We start from the raw sequence: 16,899 nt of genomic DNA, 5'->3' as shown, positions 1-16,899 counted from the left end.
AACAAGGCAGGCACTCGCGAGAGGCCTGCCTTTTTTTACGCCGTGATATCTTACCGCTTACCTTGCGTGCGCCGGCTTCATGCGCCCATCTGGCTGCGAACCGCCCCTGCCGATCATGGCCACGCTGACGGCCGAGACGAGGGAGGCGAACAGGATGTAGCCGACGATGTGCCATGGCTCGCCATTGCCCGTTTTCAGCAGGTAGGTGGCGATGATGGGCGTCAGGCCGCTGGCGAAGATGCCGGAGAACTGGTACACGAAGGAGATGCCCGTGTAGCGCACCTTGGCGTCGAACAGGTCGCAGAACAGGGCCGCTTCCGGGCCGTACACGGCCGAATACAGCACGCCAAGCGGGATGATCACGGAACACCACAGCAGCAGCGGATTGTCGGCGTGGTGCAGCATGATCCAGAAGGCGGGAATCGACGACACGCCCGTGATCAAGGAGCCCCAGAAAAACACCTTGCTGCGGCCGATGCGGTCCGACAGGCGGCCAAAGAAGGGGATGCAAAAGCACATCACGACGGCCGACGCCATCACGCCCATCAGCGCTTCCGTGCGGTCTATCTTGATGGTGTTGGTCAGATAGGTGATGGAAAACACGCCGAAGATATTGAAGAACACGCCGTCGATGTAGCGCGCGCCCATGCCCTTCAATACATTGCCCGGATAGCGCTTCAGCAGGTCGAAAAATGGGATCTGCGTCTCCGCGTTCTTTTCCTTGACGGCCTGGAACTCGGGCGTTTCCATCACGTTCAGGCGTATCCACATGCCGATGAAGACGAGGGCCGCCGACAGGATGAAGGCCACGCGCCAGCCCCAGGACAGGAATTGCGCGTCCGTCAGGCTGTAGGACAGGATGGCCACCACGCCGGAAGCGAGGCACAGGCCGATGGCCAGGCCGATCTGCGGCAGGCTGGCGTAGAAGCCGCGCTCCTTGGGCGGTGCATATTCATACGCCATCAGCACGGCGCCGCCCCACTCGCCGCCAAGGCCGATGCCTTGCAGCACGCGCAGGAACAGCAGCAATCCCGGCGCCCAGTAGCCGATGTGGTCGTAGGTCGGCAGCACGCCGATCAGGAAAGTGGAGATACCCATGATCATCAGGGTCATCACCAGCATGCTCTTGCGGCCGATCTTGTCGCCGAAGTGGCCGAAGATTACGCCGCCGATGGGACGCGACAGAAAGCCCACGGCAAAGGTGCCGTAGGCCAGCATGGTCGAGACGAGCGGATCGCCGCCCGGGAAATACAGTTTGCTGAACACGATGCCGGCGACGACGCCGTATAAAAAGAAGTCATACCACTCGATGGTGGCGCCGATCACGCTGGCCATCACGACTTTCCGCAGCTCTTTGGCCTTTTTGGGATTGTTCGGATTGTTATCCATAATATCTAGTCTCCAATCGATATCGATTATGTATTTTTTGATGCTCGGCTTGTCGCCGGGTCATTATGTGCGGGGCCGCCTGCCCGCCGCTGGCATCCTCCTTGCCGGAAATGGAATGGGTGGGTCAGGCCGCCTGCGGCAGCCGCACGGCGTCCGCCAGGATCATGTCGGCCGCTTTTTCGGCGATCATGATGGTGGGCGCGTTCGTATTGCCCGAGACAATTTCCGGCATGATCGACGCATCGACCACGCGCAGGTTCTGCATGCCGTGCACGCGCAGGCGGTCGTCGACGACGGCCATGGCGTCGTGGCCCATCTTGCAGGTGCCGCTCGGGTGGTAGATCGACTGGCTGAAGCGCCGCGCCGCCTCCAGCAGCTGCGCATCCGTCTCGAACTGCGGACCGGGCACGAACTCTGAAATGATGTGCGGCGCCAGCGACGGCGCTGCGGCGATCCTGCGCGCCACGCGCAGGGCGGCAACGGCCGTCTGCTGGTCGCGCGGGTCGGACAGGTAGTTCGGGTAGATGCCCGGATAGGCGAGGGGGTCGGCGGACTTGATCGATACGTGGCCGCGGCTGTGCGGGCGCAGCTGGCACACAGACGACGTGAAGGCGGAAAACGGATGCGCGCCTTCGCCCGGCTTGTCGGCGCTCAGCGGCTGCATGTGGAACTGGATGTCGGGCCGCTCCACCTCGGGCGACGACCTGGTAAACACCGTCACCTGGCTGGCCGCCAGGGTCAAGGGCCCCGAGCGGGAAAACACATATTGCATGCCCACCCACAGCTTGCCCCACAGGCTGTTGACTTCATCGTTCAGGGTTTTCAGCCGCGTCTTGAAGACGAGGCGGATTTGCAGATGGTCTTGCAGGTTCTGACCCACGCCGGGCAAGTCGTGCACCAGCGGCACGCCCACTTGCTCGAGCAAGGCGCGCGGACCCACGCCCGAGCATTGCAGGATTTGCGGCGAGCCGATGGCGCCCGCGCATAAAATCACTTCGCCGCTGGCGCGCGCCTGGCGCAACTGGCCATCCTGCCGGAACTCGATGCCGACGGCGCGCTTGCCCTCGAACAGCACGCGCGTGATTTGCGCGCGCACTTCCACGCGCAGGTTGGCGCGCTTGCGGGCCGGCCGCAAGAAGGCTTTCGCCGTACTCCAGCGCAGGCCCTTGCTGGCCGTCTGCTGGAAGTAGCCGACGCCCTCCTGCGTGGCGCCGTTGTAGTCGGCATTGAAGGGAATGCCGCTTTCCGTGGCGCCGGCAATGAAGTGTTCGGCGATGGGGCGGCGCAGCCGCAGGTCCGACACTTTTAACGGGCCGCCCACGCCGTGGTAGTCGCTGGCACCGCGTTCCTGGTCTTCCGATTTCTTGAAGTAGGGCAACACCTCGGCATAGCTCCAGCCTGCATTGCCCAGTTCGGCCCAGCGGTCGTAATCTTCCTTCTGTCCCCGCACGTACAGCAAGCCGTTGAGCGAGCTGGAGCCGCCCAGCACCTTGCCGCGCGGCCATTGCAGCTGGCGTCCGGCGATGCCGGCGTCCGCTTCCGTGCGGTAGCACCAGTCCAGTCTGGGGTCGTGCATGGTCTTGAAATAGCCGACCGGCACGTGTATCCACGGATTGTTGTCCTTGCCGCCTGCTTCCAGCAGCAATACCTGATTGTTGCTGTCGTGCGACAGGCGGTTGGCCAGCACGCAGCCGGCGGAACCGGCGCCGACCACGATGTAATCGTAGTGTGTTTGCAACATTACTCTTGTCTCCTGCGTTGCGGTATCGCGTCGCCTCGGCGGGCGTTTTTTGCGATACACTGGTCTTTATTGGTTATTTTTGGAACGTCTGGTTCCATTTATAAAAGACGTGCAGCACCGGGACAAGCGGAAACCACCGCATACGCGAGAGGTGAAACAGAACATGCATGATGCGTTTCAAAAACGGCAGGCCGAGGCCGAAGAAGACAGCCCGGCGGGGGGCGCGGTGGCGACGAATACGGCGGCCAGCCATGGCGACGAGGCGCGGGGCTTGCGCGTGCTGCGCCTGATCGAACACCTGGCCAGCGCCAGCCAGCCCTTGACCCTGTCGCAGCTGGCGGCGCGCATGCAGGTGCCCAAGGCCAGCATGATGCGCTTGCTCGATACCCTGGAGCAACACGGTTACGTGCTGCGCACGCCCGTCGGACGCGGCTATGTGCCTGGGGCGGCGTCCACCAACCTGGCGCTGGCGACCCTGCGCAACAATGCCCTGATCCGCGTGAGCCGCAGCATCCTGGGCAGCCTGGTGGCGGCCACGGGCGAGACCTGCAATCTGGCCATTCCCGAGGGCAATGCGATCGTGTATGTGGACCGGGTGGAAACGCAGGAACCGCTGCGCCTGCACCTGGTGCTGGGCACGCGCGCGCCCATGCATTGCACGGCGAGCGGAAAATTATTCCTGGCGCACATGACCTTGCTGGAGCGGCGCGAATTGCTGGCCATGCTGACCCTGCAGGCACGCACGCCGAAGAGCATCACCGACCCGGCGCTGCTGGAACGCGAGATCGTGCGCATCGCCCGGTTGGGCATCGGCATCGACGACGAGGAATTCGTGCACGGCATGGTGGCCGTGGCCGTGCCCATCTGCGCGGCCGACGGGCGCATCGTGGCGGCCGTCGCCTGCCACGCGCCCGTGGCGCGAAAGTCCGTGGAGCAGCTGCTGCAGCACGTGCCGCAGTTAAAAGAAGCGGCCGTGAAACTGCGGCCGCTGCTGCTGGCGGAGTCCAGCTAGGGTTTCAAGACCTTCGCCACTTTCGCCGCCCTGAGGCGGAACGCATCGGGCATGCTTGAACCCAGCAGCGGGCGCAGATACAGCCTGAAAGCATCGGTCACATCCGTGCCGCTGGCGCTGATGAATTCGTCTTCCATGGTGCGCGTCTTGCCCGCCACGTCCGTCAACGGCAGCAGTTCGTAATCGACGGAATAAAAGCCCGTGCGCTTGATGGCGACGGAGCCGTCGCGGTCGCCCCACATGGCGAACTGCACGGCTTTTTCGCCCACTTCGCGGGCTTCGCGTTGATCTACATCAGAGACGCAGCCGATGAAGGAGCGCTGCAGATAGCCGAAGGTATCGCCGCGCACGCGCTTGATGCCGAGCTTGGCCTTGATTTCGTCGCACAGGAGGTCGGCCAGCGCGCCCGTGCCCGACAATTGCACATTGCCGTGCGCATCGCGCTCCACTTCCTTGGCCAGCAGGCTGGCGATCGGTTCGCCCGAGGCGTCGTGGATGCCTTCCGACACGGCGATCACGCAGCGGCCATACTTTTCATAGGTGGCCTTCACGTCGGCAAGGAATTGTTCCAGGACAAAGACGCGCTCGGGCAGATAGATCAGGTGCGGGCCGTCGTCGGGGAACTTCTTGCCCAGTGCCGAGGCGGCCGTCAAAAAGCCCGCGTGGCGTCCCATCACCACGCCCACGTAGACGCCGGGCAAGGCCGCGTTGTCGAGGTTGGCGCCGGCGAACGCTTGCGCGACGAAGCGCGCGGCCGAGGGAAAGCCGGGCGTGTGGTCGCTGCCCACCAGGTCGTTGTCGATGGTTTTCGGGATGTGGATGCAGCGCAGCGGATAGCCGGCCTTGTGCGCTTCTTCGCTGACAATGCGCACCGTGTCGGACGAGTCGTTGCCGCCGATGTAAAAGAAGTGTTCGATCTCGTGCGCGCGCAGCACCTCGAAGATTTGCTGGCAGTAGGCAATATCGGGCTTGTCGCGCGTGGAGCCGAGCGCCGACGAGGGCGTGGCGGCCACCAGTTCCAGGTTATGGCTGGTTTCCTGCGTCAGATCAACAAACTCTTCATTGACGATGCCGCGCACGCCATGCAGGGCGCCGTACACGCGCGTGACGTGCTGGAAACGCCGCGATTCAAGCACCACGCCCACCAGCGACTGGTTGATGACGGCGGTGGGGCCGCCTCCCTGGGCAACAAGAATTTTTCCAGACGGCATGGGATCTCCTCGCAAGTAAAACGGCCCTCCAGACTACTCCTTTTTTAGCGGGGCGCTGTCTTTTTCCTAGGCCGCAAGGGGAATTGATCTGGCGGGCCTGCCTATTCATTCCGGCGCCCGGATATGTTCGACCAGTCCCCTGCTGCGCCGTCCCGGCGCCGGCGTCAGCCAGCTGACCAGCACGGCGGCGGCCAGGCCGGCCGGCACGCCGAAGATGCCGGCGGAAATAGGCGCAATGTGAAACCATTGGCCGCTGGCATTGCCTCCCAGCATGGTGCTCGTATGCAGCATGTAGTACAGGCAGACGCCAAAGCCCGTCAGCATGCCGGCCAGTGCCCCCTGGTAATTGGCGCGTTGCCAGAAGACACCGAGCACCAGCGGCGGGAACAGGGTCGAGGCGGCCAGTGAAAAGGCCACGCCCACCAGCGACAGGATGTCGGCCGGCTTTTGCGAGGCGGCATAGGCGGCGATGAAGGCCACGGCCAGCAGCAGCAACTTGGAAATCGTCACGCGCTTTTGCGTCGACGCGCTGGGATCGACCACCTTGTAATAGACGTCGTGCGACAGGGCGTTGGAAATGGCCAGCAGCAAGCCATCGGCCGTCGACAGGGCGGCGGCCAAGCCACCGGCCGCCACCAGGCCGGAAATCACGTAGGGCAGGCCGGCGATCTCGGGCGTGGCCAGCACCAGCACGTCGGCATCGATGGAAATTTCCGCCAGTTGCACGATGCCGTCGCGGTTGACGTCGACGATGCTGATCAGGGGGCTGAGCTTGTCCACGTTGGCCCAGTACGACACCCAGGTGGGCAGGTTCGCGTATTGCGTGCCGACCAGGGCCGAGTAAATATCGTACTTGACCAGCACGGCCAGCGCGGGAATCGTGAGGTAGATCAACAAGATGAAGAACAGGGTCCAGAACACGGACACGCGCGTTTCGTGCACGGACGGCGTGGTGTACGATCGCATCAGGATATGCGGCAGGGCGGCCGTGCCCAGCATCATGCAAAACACGAGGGCCAGGAAATTGTTGCGTTTGATGTCCGATTGCTCGCGGTCGGCGGCGGGAAACGGCTGCGCGTGCGGAATGATCGGCTCGGCGCGTTTCTGGTTTTGCGCCTGCATCGCCTGCCACAGCACGCGTGCCTCGTCTGGGCTCTTGGGATAGGCGATCAGGTAGCGCTCCGCGTTGCGGATGTCGAACAGCGAGGTATTGCGCTGGCGCAAACTATCGAGCTGGCGCTGGGCCGTCAGGCGGCCTTGCTCCCAGGAACCAGGCAAGCCGTCGATGCGCGCCTGATAGCTTTGCGCGCGCTGGCGGAAGATGGCGCGCACTTCGTTTTCTTTCGGGTCCGTTTCCAGCACGTGTTCGCGCGCGCTCAGTTGCGGCAACACCTTGCCGTAGGCGATCTGCGGCACGGGATTGTCGGCGTGCTTGACCGACAGCCACATGGCGGGAATCAGAAAGGCGACGAGGATGATGATGTACTGCGCCACCTGCGTCCAGGTGATGGCGCGCATGCCGCCCAGAAAGGAGCAGACGAGGATGCTGGCCAGGCCCAGGAAGATGCCGACGGAAAAATCCACGCCCGTGAAGCGCGAGGCGATCAGGCCGACGGCGTAGATCTGCGCCACCACATAGGTGAACGACACGATGATGGTGGCGGCCACGGCCACCACGCGCACGCTGGCGCCCCGCTTGTCGGTGCCGCTGCCGTAGCGGGCGGCGAGGAAATCGGGAATCGTGTACTGGCTGAACTTGCGCAGGTAGGGCGCGATCAGGAGTGCCACCAGGCAATAGCCGCCCGTCCAGCCCATGATGAAGGCCAGGCCGTCGAAGCCGTTCAGGTACAGGCCACCGGCCAGGCTGATGAAGCTGGCCGCCGAAATCCAGTCGGCGGCCGTGGCCATGCCGTTGAACATGGCCGGCACCCGGCGCCCCGCCACATAGTATTCGGTGACGTTCGAGGTGCGGCTGATGACGCCGATGGTGGCGTACAGGGTGATGGTGACGAGCATGAACAGGTAGCCGATCCACGCGCGCGGCATGCCTTCCTGTTCCAGCACTGACAGGGCCAGCAGGAAGGCGGCGAAACCGGCGGTAAACAGCAGGTAGTAGCGGCTCAGCCGGGCGAAGAAACTGCGCTGGCCGCTCATGCTTGCTCCTCGGCATGGAATTCCCGGTCCAGGCGCCGCATGCGCCAGGCATACAAGGCGATGATGGCCAGGTAGACGAGCGAGGCGCCCTGGGCCGCCATATAGAAGGGCAGGGGCCAGCCGAACAGGTTCAGGTGCAACAGCTCGCGCGCATAGAACACGGTCAGGAAGCCCGTCAGCAGCCAGACCAGCAGCAGGATGGCCGTCAGCCGCCGCGTCTTGCGCCAGTGGGCGTCGCGGCGCGCCTGCAGCTCGGGGCCGGGCGAGCGCGCCGGCTGCAGCGGCGCCGCGGGAAGGCTGGGCTTATCCATACGTGATGTCGTCCTCTTCTGGCGCTTCCGGCAACAGCAGGGCGATGCTCAGGCGCAGCAGGGTGCCTGGCAGCTTGGGCGAAGTGGCGCGCGGATTGTTAAAAATATCGACTTCGGCGCCATGCTGCTGGGCAATCTCGCGCACGATGGCCAGGCCCAGGCCGCTACCGTCGACATTGCTGCCAAGAATGCGGTAAAAGCGTTCGAACACGTGGGCCCGCTCGGCCGGCGCAATGCCGGGGCCCGTGTCTTCCACTTCCAGGATGGCCAGTTCCAGGGTGCTGCGCACGCGCACCGTGACGCTGCCGCCGGCCGGCGTGTAGCGCAGGGCATTGTCGATCAGATTGCTCAGCAGCTCGCGCAGCATCATGGCATTGCCGGAAATCATGATTGAATACGCGGGCTGTTCGAAGCCCAGGTCGATATGCTGGGCAAACGAGGCTTGCACCCAGTCCTGCACCACGCCGCGCGCCAGTTCGCTCAGCTCGATCGGCTCGAAGGCCGTGCCCGCCTGCGGCTGGTTTTCCGCGCGCGCCAGGGCCAGCAGCTGGTTGACCAGGCGCGTGGCCGCTTCCGAGCTTTTCGCCAGCTGCAGCAGCGAGCGGTGGATCTCATCGTGGTCGGTCTGGCGCAGGGCCAGCTCCGATTGCATGCGCATGCCGGCCAGCGGCGTCTTCATCTGGTGCGCCGCATCGGCGATGAAGCGTTTCTGCATGTCGATCGACAGCGACAGGCGCGCCAGCATCTCGTTGAGCGAACCGACCAGCGGCGTGATTTCCTCGGGCACTTGCCCCGATTCGATGGGAGATAAATCGTCGGGCGGCCGGGCGCGTATGCGTTCCTGCAATTGCGCCAGCGGCGACAGACCGCGCGCCAGGGCAAACCAGACCAGGGCCAGGATCACGGGCAGGATGATGAACTGCGGCAAAATCACGCCCTTGATGATTTCATTGGCCAGCTGGGCGCGCTTTTCCAGCGTCTCGGCCACTTGCACCAGCGCGCGGTGCGCGTCGTCGTCGCTACCGCCAGGAATGTCGAGATAGCTGAACGCCACGCGCACTGGCGCGCCGTGGATGGTGTCGTTGCGAAACAGCACCATGCCGCTGCGGTATTTGTCGGGGTCTTGCGGCGGCGGCAAGTCGCGGTCGCCGTCGAGGTGTTCGCCGCGCGGGCCCACCACCAGGTAATACAGGGTGTCGATATCGTCGCCGCGCAGGAAGTCGCGGCCCTTGTTATTGCTGTTCTTGTCCGGCACGCGGCGCAGCAGCGCGCCATCGGCCTGCTTGACCTGTTGCGTCAGCACCGTGACGCTGTCTTCCAGCGCATGGTCGAACGGCTGATTGGCGATGCCCTTGGCCACCAGATAGGTGATGGCGATGCTCATCGGCCACAGCAGCAGCAGGGGCGCCAGCATCCAGTCGAGGATTTCGCCAAACAGCGAGTGCTCGATGGTGTCATCCTGCTCCGTGGTGGGCGGTTCGAACCAGTCGTCGTCGTCCGCCTCGTCCGCTGGCGCCTCGCGCGCCTTCACTTGCTGGCGGGGCCGTTGGCCGGGCTTGCCGCCTCGCCCGCTTCGGCTTGCAGGCGCGCCGCTTCCGAGTATTTTTCCAGGCAATAGCCGAGGCCGCGCACGGTGGCGATGCGCACGCCGCCCACTTCGATCTTCTTGCGCAGGCGGTGCACATATACTTCGATGGCATTGTTCGACACTTCCTCGCCCCATTCGCACAGGTGGTCGACTAGTTGCTCTTTTGAAACGAGGCGGCCCGTGCGGCCCAGCAGGATTTCCAGCAAACCCAGTTCGCGCGCGGACAAGTCGAGCATCTGGTCGTTGATGTAGGCGCTGCGCCCCACCTGGTCATAGCTGAGGGGGCCGTGCTTGATGATGGTGGCGCCGCCGCCGGCGCCGCGGCGCGTCAGGGCGCGCACTCTTGCCTCCAGTTCCGACAGGGCGAACGGCTTGGCCATATAATCATCGGCACCGAGGTCGAGGCCATTCACGCGTTGTTCGATGGAATCGGCGGCCGTCAGGATCAGCACGGGCAACAGCGAGGCGCGCGCGCGCAGGCGGCGCAGCACTTCCAGGCCGGACATCTTCGGCAGGCCCAGGTCGAGGATCAGCAGGTCGAATTCCTGGGTGGACAGGGCCGTATCGGCTTCCTGGCCGGTCTTGACGTAGTCGATCGCATAACCGGACTGGCGCAGCGAGCGGGTCAGGCCATCGGCCAGCACGCTGTCATCTTCGGCAAGTAAAATACGCATGGTGCACTTCCTATGCTTGCGGCGGTAGAAGTTTGTATTGTGTTTCATTTCCCGCAAGGTGGCGAGTTTTTGTGAGAAACCAGGCTTGTATTGATCTGTTTCAAAACAAATCCACGTTCCGCTTGCATTGATCACTGTTTTTTTATACAGTACTGTCTGTGTAAAGAATTTAACCCACTGGCGCTATCGCAGGCTGCCGGATTCCACTGAATCCGCACCTGTAGAACGGCTGAAAGAACATATGGACGATAAAAAAGCTGTAGTACCCGCATCGGAAAAAGCCAAGGCGCTCGCCGCCGCACTGGCGCAGATCGAGAAGCAGTTTGGCAAAGGTTCGGTCATGCGCATGGATGCCAGCGCACCGATCGAAGAAGTGCAAGTCGTGTCGACCGGTTCGCTCGGCCTCGATATCGCGCTGGGCGTGGGCGGCTTGCCGCGCGGCCGCGTGGTGGAGATCTACGGTCCGGAATCGTCGGGTAAAACCACGCTGACCCTGCAAACCATCGCCGAAATGCAAAAACTGGGCGGCACCTGCGCCTTTATCGATGCCGAGCACGCGCTCGATGTCGGTTACGCGCAAAAGCTGGGCGTGAACCTGCATGAATTGCTGATCTCGCAACCGGACACGGGCGAGCAGGCACTGGAAATCTGCGACGCCCTCGTGCGTTCGGGCAGCGTCGACCTGGTCGTCATCGACTCCGTGGCCGCACTGACGCCACGCGCCGAGATCGAAGGCGACATGGGCGATTCCCTGCCAGGTTTGCAAGCGCGTCTGATGTCGCAAGCGCTGCGCAAGCTGACCGGCTCCATCAACCGCACGAATACCCTGGTCATCTTCATCAACCAGATCCGCATGAAGATCGGCGTGATGTTCGGCAGCCCGGAAACGACCACGGGCGGCAATGCGCTGAAATTCTACGCTTCCGTGCGCCTGGATATCCGCCGCACGGGCTCGATCAAGTCCGGCGATGAAGTGATCGGCAACGAAACCAAGGTCAAGGTCGTCAAGAACAAGATCGCGCCACCGTTCAAGGAAGCGCACTTCGACATCCTGTACGGCGCCGGCACCTCGCGCGAAGGCGAAATCCTGGATCTGGGTTCGGATGCCAAGATCGTGGAAAAATCCGGTTCGTGGTACAGCTACAACGGCGAACGCATCGGCCAGGGCAAGGACAACGCCCGCGCCTTCCTGCAAGAGCGTCCGGCGCTGGCCCGCGAGATCGAAAACAAGGTCCGCGCTTCGCTGGGCGTGCGCGAACTGCCGCCGCTGGCTGCTGAAAAGCCGGAAAAAGCGGATAAAGCCGCTGACAAGGCTGCCAAGGCGGAAGCCAAAGCCGCCGAGTAAGCTGCCGTCAGCCACCATTCGCGCTTGCGGATGGCGGCTGGCAAGGTGTGACCATGATCGCCGTCCCGCGCTGTTGCGCCGGGCGGCGATTGTGTTTGGGTGATGTGATCGTGGAATGAAAGACAAGGTGGGGGTATGGCCGCAGTACAACTAAGCCTGAAAGGCAGGGCGCTACGCTTTTTGTCGATGCGCGAACACAGCCGCATGGAATTGCGGCGCAAGCTGCAGCGCCATGCGCAGGAGGGCGATGACGTGGAAGCCTTGCTCGACAGCCTGGAGCAAGCCAACTGGCTGTCGCAGGAGCGCTTTTCCGAGTCGCTGATCCACCGCCGCTCGGCCCGCTTTGGCAATAGCCGCATCATGGCGGAACTGCAAAGCCATGGCATAGGCGGTGAGGCATTGCAGGAACTCAAGGCGGGTCTGGCCGAAGGGGAAGTGGCGCGCGCCTGCGAGGTGTGGCGCCGCAAGTTTGGCCAGGTGGCGCAGGATGCCGAGCAGCGCAACAAGCAGATGCGGTTTTTGATGCAGCGCGGCTTTTCGCAGCGCGCCGTGCAGGTAGCCTTGAAGGGGCTGGATCCCGACGAGGAATAGGTCATCCAGGGCTGGCCGGCCGCCACGCCGCGCCGCCAGGAACTGCGCTTTCAAACGTCGTCTGATTCCAGTATGGTGACGCCGCGCGATCGGGTATGCTGGCGCTCGAACGCTGTGCGATGCGCGCAGCACCACTGATCGTGACAGGATGTAAGATGAGCAACTGGAATGCCGGCTATGTGGCCGAAATCGCCTATACCTATGGCTATTACGAAGAATTGAATCCTCTGCGCCTGCGGCTACCCCTGCTGGCCGCCGGCCTTGCCTTGCCGGCCAGCGGCACGGCTTGCGAACTGGGCTTTGGCCAGGGCATCAGCGCCAATATCCATGCGGCGGCGTCCGCCACGCGCTGGCATGGCAATGATTTCAATGCATCCCAGGCCGCCTTCGCGCAGGAGCTGGCCGGCGCGGCTGGCGCTGGCGCGCAGTTGACGGACGAATCGTTCGCGCAGTTTTGTCGCCGCGACGACTTGCCCGATTTCGACTTTATCTGCTTGCATGGGATCTGGAGCTGGATCTCGGCGGAAAATCGCGCCCTGATCGTCGATTTTCTGCGGCGCAAACTGAAAGTGGGCGGTGTCGTCTACATCAGTTACAACACGCAGCCAGGCTGGGCTGCAATGATGCCGATGCGCGACCTGATGGCGGAGCATAGCCGCGTCATGAGTGCCCCGGGCCAGGGCGTGCTGGCCAGAGTCGATGGCGCCATCGATTTTGTCGGCAGGATGATCGCCGCGCAACCGCGTTACCTGGAGGCCAACCCGCATTTGGCGGAACGCTTCGAAAAGCTCAAGACGATGGATGGGCATTATCTTGCCCACGAATATTTCAATGCCGACTGGCAGCCGATGGCCTTTTCCAGCGTTGCGGCCATGCTGGGCGAGGCCAAGCTCGAGTTTGCCGCATCCGCTACCTATACCGCCCTGGTCGACATGCTGAACCTTACGGCCGAGCACCAGCAGTTCCTGGCCGAGATACCAGATCCCATCTTTCGTGAGACGACGCGGGCCTTTCTCGTCAACGAGCAGTTCCGCAAGGATTACTGGGTCAAGGGTGCACGCACGCTCACGCCGTTCGCCCAGGCCAGCGCCTTGCGGGCCGTGCGCGTGATGCTGGCCGTGCCGCGCGACGAGGTGGTGTTGAGCGTGCATGGCGTGCTGGGCGACGCCGATATGGACGAGCGCGTGTATGCACCCGTGCTCGATGCCATGGCTGACCATCGCGTGTACACGATAGGTGAGCTGGAGCAGCAATTGGCTGGCACAGAAGCCAGCCTGGCCGCCTTGTTGCAGATCATGTTGATCTTGATCAGCAAGGGCAGCGTGCTGGCCGTCCAGGACGAGGCCGACATCGCCGTGGCGCGCCCGCAGACGGCGCGCCTGAATGCGCACCTGCTGGAACAGGCACTGGCAAGAACTGATTTGACCATCCTTGCCAGTCCCATGACGGGCAGCGGCGTGGCTGTATCGCATTTACAACAGCTATTCCTGTGGGCGAAACTGCAAGGTTGGCAAGCCCCGCAAGAATGGGTGCGTGCGACGTGGCCTGTGCTGCTGCGCCTGAACCAGCTATTGACGCGGGACGAGCAGCCCTTGTTGACGGAAGAGGAAAACCTGGCCGAACTGCTGGCGCACGTGCAGCATTTTTATGCGCGCACCTTGCCCGTATTGCGCGCGCTGGGTGTGACTGACTGAGGCGTGGCGGCGGCCAGGTTGACGCCGCCGGCATGCCTGTCTCCCAAGTTATTTGAATTGTGAATGTTTGTCATTCATTTTGCGGTTTTCATTGATGGTTTGTTGCAGGCGGCAAGACCAATAAAAAATTATGTTGCGGCGCAACTAGCGCCCTGTGTGCTACACTTTTAGGGTTTTTGCGGCGCCGCAGGTGCGGTTGCTGTTCGTAGAAGCTGCGAACAGAGTGCTTTAGGCACATGGCTGCTTACTAATTATGGCCGCGCAAGCGGCATCGGTCTTATGCCCCTGTCAACTCCCGTATCCCGGCGCGCCCTACGGCACTCCCGCGTTATCGACGTCCAAGCGTATATGCGCGACGACGGCCTGTGGGATATTGACGCCCATATCACCGATATCAAAAGCTATGACGCGACCCTGGCCTCTGGCCCGCGTCCCGCCGGCGCCCCTCTGCATGACCTCCACTTGCGTATTACCGTCGATCGCGAACTGACCATCGTCGAGGCCGAAGCTGCCTCCGATGCCGTGCCCTATCCCGGTTTTTGCGATACCATCGGGCCCGCTTACAGGGCGCTGATCGGTCTGAATTTATTGAAGAATTTCCGCCGCGACTTGAAACAGCGCCTGGCGGGAATCGCCGGCTGTACCCATTTGACCGAACTGGCGCAAGTCTTGCCGACTGCGACGGTTCAGGCATTTGCCGGCGATGTCTGGTCGACCCGTGACGGTGCGAATGCTGACTTATCGCATGAAAAGCCGTTTCAACTCGACAAATGCCACGCCCTGCGCACCGATGGCGGGGCGGTTGCACAGTATTACCCGCGCTGGGTAGCCAAAGCGTGACCCCGGCGCTGTATTTCCTGTTTTTTTGCACCACTAACCGTATTTTTACACATCAGTATCAGAAGGGAAGCCAGCATGAAAATCCATGAGTATCAAGCCAAAGAAATCCTCCGGCAGCACGGAGTGACGGTACCACGCGGTATTCCGTGCATGTCCGTCGAAGAAGCCGTCAAGGCTGCGGAAACCCTGGGCGGCCCGGTATGGGTTGTCAAGGCGCAGATCCACGCAGGTGGCCGCGGCAAGGGCGGCGGCGTGAAAGTGGCAAAATCGATGGAACAGGTCAAGGAATACGCTGACCAGATCATGGGCATGCAGCTGATCACGCATCAGACCAGCGCCGAAGGCCAGAAAGTCAACCGCCTGCTGGTGGAAGAAGGCGCCGACATCAAGCAAGAACTGTACGTTTCGCTGGTCACCGACCGCGTTACCCAGAAAATCGTCCTGATGGCGTCGTCCGAAGGCGGCATGGACATCGAAGAAGTGGCCGAGAGCCACCCTGAGAAAATCCACCACGTGACCATCGATCCGGGCACGGGCCTGACCGATGCCCAGGCAGACGACATCGCCGCCAAGATCGGCGTGCCTGCCGGCTCCATCGCCGACGCCCGCGTCAACCTGCAAGGCCTGTACAAAGCCTACTGGGAAACCGACTGCTCGCTGGCCGAAATCAACCCGCTGATCGTTACCGGCAGCGGCAAGGTCATCGCCCTGGACGCCAAGTTCAACTTTGACCCGAACGCCCTGTTCCGTCATCCGGAAATCGTCGCCCTGCGCGACCTGGACGAAGAAGATCCAGCTGAAATCGAAGCGTCGAAATTCGACCTGGCCTACATTTCGCTCGACGGCAACATCGGTTGCCTGGTGAACGGCGCCGGCCTGGCCATGGCCACCATGGACACGATTAAACTGTTCGGCGGCGAGCCAGCCAACTTCCTGGACGTCGGCGGCGGCGCCACGGCAGAAAAAGTGACCGAAGCGTTCAAGATCATGCTGAAAAACCCAGGCCTGAAAGCCATCCTGGTGAACATTTTCGGCGGCATCATGCGTTGCGACGTGATCGCCGAAGGCGTTATCGCCGCGGTGAAAGCCGTCTCGCTGAACGTACCGCTGGTGGTGCGCATGAAGGGCACCAACGAAGACCTGGGCAAAAAGATGCTGGCCGATTCCGGTCTGCCTATCATCGCAGCCGACACCATGGAAGATGCAGCCAAGAGCGTCGTTGCCGCTGCTGCCGGTCAAGCTTAATTAAGGAATCAACATGTCCATTCTGATCAATAAAGATACCAAAGTCGTTACCCAAGGGATCACCGGCAAGACCGGCCAGTTCCACACCCGCGGTTGCCGCGACTACGCGAACGGCAAAGCTGCCTTCGTGGCAGGCGTGAACCCGAAGAAAGCCGGCGAAGATTTCGAAGGCATTCCAATTTTCGCTAACGTTACCGAAGCGAAAAAAGAAACCGGCGCCAACGTTTCCGTGATCTACGTGCCGCCAGCAGGCGCGGCAGCGGCGATCTGGGAAGCTGTCGAAGCTGAAATGGATCTGGCCATTTGCATCACCGAAGGCATTCCTGTCCGTGACATGATGGCCCTGAAAGACCGCATGGCTAAAGCCAACAGCAAAACCTTGCTGCTGGGCCCTAACTGCCCAGGCTTGATCACGCCAGACGAAATCAAGATCGGCATCATGCCAGGCCACATCCACAAGAAGGGCCGTATCGGCGTGGTTTCGCGTTCGGGCACCCTGACCTATGAAGCAGTGGGTCAGCTGACCGCACTGGGCCTGGGCCAATCGTCGGCAGTCGGCATCGGCGGCGACCCGATCAACGGTCTGAAGCACATCGACATCATGAAGATGTTCAATGACGATCCGGATACCGACGCGGTCATCATGATCGGCGAAATCGGCGGTCCGGACGAAGCCAACGCGGCTTATTGGATCAAAGACAACATGAAAAAACCGGTCGTCGGCTTCATCGCTGGCGTGACGGCTCCTCCAGGCAAGCGCATGGGCCACGCCGGCGCGCTGATCTCGGGCGGTGCCGATACGGCGCAAGCCAAGCTGGAAATCATGGAAGCTTGCGGCATCACCGTGACCAAAAACCCGTCGGAAATGGCGCGTCTGCTGAAAGCCATGCTGTAATTTCAGCCCGGTATTGATGCAGGACAAAAAAGGAGCTTCGGCTCCTTTTTTTTGTCCGCACGACACGCCGCTTTCCGGCCTGGGGCGACGGCGTCGGTCCTAACCTGCCAAAAAGTGTCGCTTTTCTTTCCATGTGTATCGCCGCTGCCCGGGCGTGCCGCTGGCATGGCGCTTGCACCATGCACGGCGTGACCAACTGCACTCCGGGA

Annotated in this window: 14 protein-coding genes; 7 read left to right on the top strand and 7 right to left on the bottom strand. The window is 62.3% G+C overall.

Features of this window, described 5'->3' with window-relative positions; translation table 11 throughout:
* Positions 1 to 57: 57 nt before the first annotated feature.
* The gene (locus IGS61_RS07940; protein WP_230539090.1) at positions 58 to 1,389 is read right to left on the bottom strand and encodes an MFS transporter; all 1,332 of its coding nucleotides are present in this window, start codon (positions 1,387 to 1,389) and stop codon (positions 58 to 60) included.
* 124 nt (positions 1,390 to 1,513) lie between these two features.
* Complete coding sequence (locus IGS61_RS07935; protein ID WP_230539089.1) at positions 1,514 to 3,130, bottom strand: GMC family oxidoreductase; 1,617 nt, start codon at positions 3,128 to 3,130, stop codon at positions 1,514 to 1,516.
* A gap of 163 nt (positions 3,131 to 3,293) precedes the next feature.
* On the opposite strand from IGS61_RS07935, the gene IGS61_RS07930 reads away from it, so the two are divergent.
* Positions 3,294 to 4,142: an IclR family transcriptional regulator gene (locus IGS61_RS07930; protein ID WP_230539088.1), complete on the top strand. Its 849-nt coding sequence runs from the start codon at positions 3,294 to 3,296 to the stop codon at positions 4,140 to 4,142.
* On the opposite strand, the gene IGS61_RS07925 is transcribed toward IGS61_RS07930, so the two are convergent.
* The 5 genes from IGS61_RS07925 to IGS61_RS07905 form a co-directional block, all read right to left on the bottom strand.
* On the bottom strand, positions 4,139 to 5,353 hold the full coding sequence (locus IGS61_RS07925) for a 6-phosphofructokinase (RefSeq protein WP_230539087.1): 1,215 nt from the start codon (positions 5,351 to 5,353) through the stop codon (positions 4,139 to 4,141). The genes IGS61_RS07930 and IGS61_RS07925 overlap by 4 nt on opposite strands.
* A 105-nt stretch (positions 5,354 to 5,458) precedes the next feature.
* The gene (locus IGS61_RS07920) at positions 5,459 to 7,507 is read right to left on the bottom strand and encodes a sodium:solute symporter family protein (RefSeq protein WP_230539086.1); all 2,049 of its coding nucleotides are present in this window, start codon (positions 7,505 to 7,507) and stop codon (positions 5,459 to 5,461) included.
* The gene (locus IGS61_RS07915) at positions 7,504 to 7,818 is read right to left on the bottom strand and encodes a DUF4212 domain-containing protein (RefSeq protein WP_230539085.1); all 315 of its coding nucleotides are present in this window, start codon (positions 7,816 to 7,818) and stop codon (positions 7,504 to 7,506) included. The genes IGS61_RS07920 and IGS61_RS07915 overlap by 4 nt, the downstream gene beginning before the upstream one ends.
* The gene (locus tag IGS61_RS07910; RefSeq protein ID WP_230539084.1) at positions 7,811 to 9,349 is read right to left on the bottom strand and encodes a sensor histidine kinase; all 1,539 of its coding nucleotides are present in this window, start codon (positions 9,347 to 9,349) and stop codon (positions 7,811 to 7,813) included. Before IGS61_RS07910 ends, IGS61_RS07915 begins: the two co-directional genes overlap by 8 nt.
* Complete coding sequence (locus IGS61_RS07905; protein WP_230539083.1) at positions 9,346 to 10,080, bottom strand: response regulator; 735 nt, start codon at positions 10,078 to 10,080, stop codon at positions 9,346 to 9,348. The genes IGS61_RS07910 and IGS61_RS07905 overlap by 4 nt, the downstream gene beginning before the upstream one ends.
* A 241-nt stretch (positions 10,081 to 10,321) precedes the next feature.
* Between IGS61_RS07905 and recA the strand changes: the two genes are divergently transcribed.
* The 6 genes from recA to sucD all read left to right on the top strand — a co-directional run bounded on the left by recA (position 10,322) and on the right by sucD (position 16,690).
* The gene (recA, locus tag IGS61_RS07900) at positions 10,322 to 11,425 is read left to right on the top strand and encodes a recombinase RecA (RefSeq protein WP_230539082.1); all 1,104 of its coding nucleotides are present in this window, start codon (positions 10,322 to 10,324) and stop codon (positions 11,423 to 11,425) included.
* 135 nt (positions 11,426 to 11,560) lie between these two features.
* Positions 11,561 to 12,016 (top strand): recombination regulator RecX, encoded by a 456-nt coding sequence (gene recX, locus IGS61_RS07895; protein WP_034788658.1) that lies wholly within the window; start codon positions 11,561 to 11,563, stop codon positions 12,014 to 12,016.
* A 155-nt stretch (positions 12,017 to 12,171) separates the two neighbouring features.
* A complete protein-coding gene (locus IGS61_RS07890; protein ID WP_230539081.1) occupies positions 12,172 to 13,710 on the top strand; it encodes a methyltransferase regulatory domain-containing protein in 1,539 nt (512 codons plus the stop codon).
* A gap of 279 nt (positions 13,711 to 13,989) precedes the next feature.
* Complete coding sequence (locus tag IGS61_RS07885) at positions 13,990 to 14,550, top strand: DUF2889 domain-containing protein (RefSeq protein ID WP_230539080.1); 561 nt, start codon at positions 13,990 to 13,992, stop codon at positions 14,548 to 14,550.
* Between the two features lie 75 nt (positions 14,551 to 14,625).
* Positions 14,626 to 15,795: an ADP-forming succinate--CoA ligase subunit beta gene (gene sucC, locus IGS61_RS07880; protein ID WP_230539079.1), complete on the top strand. Its 1,170-nt coding sequence runs from the start codon at positions 14,626 to 14,628 to the stop codon at positions 15,793 to 15,795.
* Positions 15,796 to 15,808: 13 nt separating this feature from the next.
* Complete coding sequence (gene sucD / locus IGS61_RS07875) at positions 15,809 to 16,690, top strand: succinate--CoA ligase subunit alpha (protein WP_034746085.1); 882 nt, start codon at positions 15,809 to 15,811, stop codon at positions 16,688 to 16,690.
* Positions 16,691 to 16,899 lie beyond the last annotated feature (209 nt).

Source organism: Janthinobacterium sp. FW305-129 (assembly GCF_020858115.1).
Taxonomy (GTDB): Bacteria; Pseudomonadota; Gammaproteobacteria; order Burkholderiales; family Burkholderiaceae_D; genus Janthinobacterium.
Note: the sequence above shows the minus strand (reverse complement) of the source record. Positions and strands in the feature narration are given on the sequence as shown.

Bases quoted from the DNA above. Each gene is read 5' to 3' on its own strand.
- IGS61_RS07930 (WP_230539088.1), top strand. From the start codon at position 3,294: ATGCATGATGCGTTTCAAAAACGGCAGGCCGAGGCCGAAGAAGACAGC.
- recX (WP_034788658.1), top strand. From the start codon at position 11,561: ATGGCCGCAGTACAACTAAGCCTGAAAGGCAGGGCGCTACGCTTTTTG.
- recA (WP_230539082.1), top strand. From the start codon at position 10,322: ATGGACGATAAAAAAGCTGTAGTACCCGCATCGGAAAAAGCCAAGGCG.
- IGS61_RS07905 (WP_230539083.1), bottom strand. From the start codon at position 10,080: ATGCGTATTTTACTTGCCGAAGATGACAGCGTGCTGGCCGATGGCCTG.
- IGS61_RS07935 (WP_230539089.1), bottom strand. From the start codon at position 3,130: ATGTTGCAAACACACTACGATTACATCGTGGTCGGCGCCGGTTCCGCC.
- IGS61_RS07885 (WP_230539080.1), top strand. From the start codon at position 13,990: ATGCCCCTGTCAACTCCCGTATCCCGGCGCGCCCTACGGCACTCCCGC.
- IGS61_RS07915 (WP_230539085.1), bottom strand. From the start codon at position 7,818: ATGGATAAGCCCAGCCTTCCCGCGGCGCCGCTGCAGCCGGCGCGCTCG.
- IGS61_RS07890 (WP_230539081.1), top strand. From the start codon at position 12,172: ATGAGCAACTGGAATGCCGGCTATGTGGCCGAAATCGCCTATACCTAT.
- sucC (WP_230539079.1), top strand. From the start codon at position 14,626: ATGAAAATCCATGAGTATCAAGCCAAAGAAATCCTCCGGCAGCACGGA.
- IGS61_RS07925 (WP_230539087.1), bottom strand. From the start codon at position 5,353: ATGCCGTCTGGAAAAATTCTTGTTGCCCAGGGAGGCGGCCCCACCGCC.
- sucD (WP_034746085.1), top strand. From the start codon at position 15,809: ATGTCCATTCTGATCAATAAAGATACCAAAGTCGTTACCCAAGGGATC.
- IGS61_RS07920 (WP_230539086.1), bottom strand. From the start codon at position 7,507: ATGAGCGGCCAGCGCAGTTTCTTCGCCCGGCTGAGCCGCTACTACCTG.
- IGS61_RS07940 (WP_230539090.1), bottom strand. From the start codon at position 1,389: ATGGATAACAATCCGAACAATCCCAAAAAGGCCAAAGAGCTGCGGAAA.